The following is a 1,777-nucleotide window of genomic DNA, read 5'->3' on the forward strand; positions in this document are numbered from 1 at the left end:
TGAACTGTGCGGGCACATTACGCAAGGCAGCGCTCATCGCAGCCGCACTCATTCCTACCTTGCCAACTCCGCCCTCTGCTTCGCGCAGCTTGGCGATCATAGGCGCTGCTTGGGTAGCAACACCCAGTTGCGCTGCCTGAAGCTCCAACAGGTCGGCACGCGTCTTGCCTATCGCGTTCGACTGTTCGCGCAACGATTGCAGGAATGCGTTTTCGCTCGCGGCCTTCTTCTCTGCAGCAGCGCTACGCTCCAATTCCTGATTCCAGAAACGGACGTACTCCGCGTCCTTCACCAGCTTCTTGGCATCCTCGTGCTGCGCGGTGAACGCGGCTACGCCTGCCAGCTCTTTAGCCTTAGCTTCTGACTTGTCGAGCTCGGCGGTCCAGAAACGCACGTATTCAGCGGACTTTGTGAGCTGCTGCGCTTGGCGGTGCTTCTCAGCGAACACATCTTGGCGGCCAAGCTCTGCCTCAGCAGCTTTGTACACCGACAGCTGGCTTTCAGCATCCCGCAGCGCCTGGATGTACGGCTGCAGGCGCGAGGCATCCATGCCCCGCATATCCATCTTGAGCTCGAAGCTGCCCGAGAGGCTCTTGGCAGCCTGAGCGGCCTGTAAAGTTTCCTCGGTGGCCTTGCGCATGGCAGAAGCGATGCGGCTCTCGGCGCGGGTGAGCTTTTCCGCTGCGTTCTCAGCACCGTCGCCAATGGCGCCCACGCCCTCGGCGGCCTTCTGACCGGCTTGGTTGACCTTGGCGGCCATCTTGTCGGCGTCATTGCCAATCTGCTGGAAGGTCTTCGAGGCCTCGTTCTCAGCAGCAACAGTGAAGCCGAATTTTTGGTTTTCAGTTGACATGCTGCGCCACCAATAGAAAAGGCCCGCTATTGCGGGCCTTGGAAATAAAGTAACCGCCCGGGGGCGGTTTGCTGAAGATGGAACTAGGGCTGGCTTTTGGCCGCGATGAGCAAATAGATATCATTGACGCTCGACAACCACCGCCCCAAACATGACCAAGAGAAAAAAGTCTCGCCATCCACAGGCAACAACACAAGCTACCGGACCAGTCATGATGTCCCTGCCTTTTATAAAGGTGCTGCCTCCTGAATTCACTGCGCCAATGGGCCAGGTGATGATCGACTGGGCGTTTTATGAAATGCGACTTCAAGAATTGGTTTACACCGCCCTAAAGATCAATACTGCACAAGGCAGACTATCCATCAAGGCCATGCCAGCCATGGGCATGTATGAGCTGGCTGTTGATCTCTTCGCGCTGGAGGGAATCAAACTCCCGGAAGCCAATTTGCACATTTTCCGGGAGCTTGCCAGCCGTCGAAATCTGCTTGCGCATGGAGTTTGGATGCAAGGCGAAAACGGCTTTTTCCTGAGGGATCTGACCGGCACCACAAGCGATGGCATCAAGAAGGTAAAACGAAAGGTCTTACCTGCTGGCGTCCCCATCATCCCGGAAGACATACAGCATGTTTCCGAGCAGATTCAACAAGCAACTTCTGATATTGAGAATTTAATTCTGGATGTGCTAAAACAACGTTCATCATTTCAGCAAAAACATCCCGAATAACCTCATCCCAGACGGCGTCAGGATCGCTGGTCATCTCGCAGAAACCGGCCTGCATCATTTGCTTGGTTATCAATGGGTCGTAGCGATTCATGTGTGATCCTTGATTATTTATTGCAGAGGCGCCGGCCGGGTCAACTACGCCTTCGCCCGCTTCTTCTCTTCAGCCTCACGCTCTTCCATCCAGATGGACAGAACTTCAG

Annotated in this window: 1 protein-coding gene and 1 pseudogene; one reads left to right on the forward strand and one right to left on the reverse strand. The window is 55.2% G+C overall.

Annotated features, from left to right (window positions below; translation table 11 throughout):
* Nucleotides 1-853, reverse strand: a pseudogene (locus tag ACCQ08_RS25945) (hypothetical protein); the annotation flags it as partial.
* Between the two features lie 151 nt (nucleotides 854-1,004).
* Between ACCQ08_RS25945 and ACCQ08_RS25950 the strand changes: the two are divergent.
* Nucleotides 1,005-1,577, forward strand: a complete 573-nt coding sequence (locus tag ACCQ08_RS25950; RefSeq protein WP_373451376.1) for a hypothetical protein — start codon at nucleotides 1,005-1,007, stop codon at nucleotides 1,575-1,577.
* Nucleotides 1,578-1,777: the final 200 nt, after the last annotated feature.

The organism is Comamonas sp. SY3, from assembly GCF_041730275.1.
Lineage (GTDB): Bacteria > Pseudomonadota > Gammaproteobacteria > Burkholderiales > Burkholderiaceae_C > Comamonas > Comamonas sediminis.

Coding starts and splice junctions, on each gene's coding strand:
- ACCQ08_RS25950 (WP_373451376.1), top strand. CDS start 1,005: ATGACCAAGAGAAAAAAGTCTCGCCATCCACAGGCAACAACACAAGCT.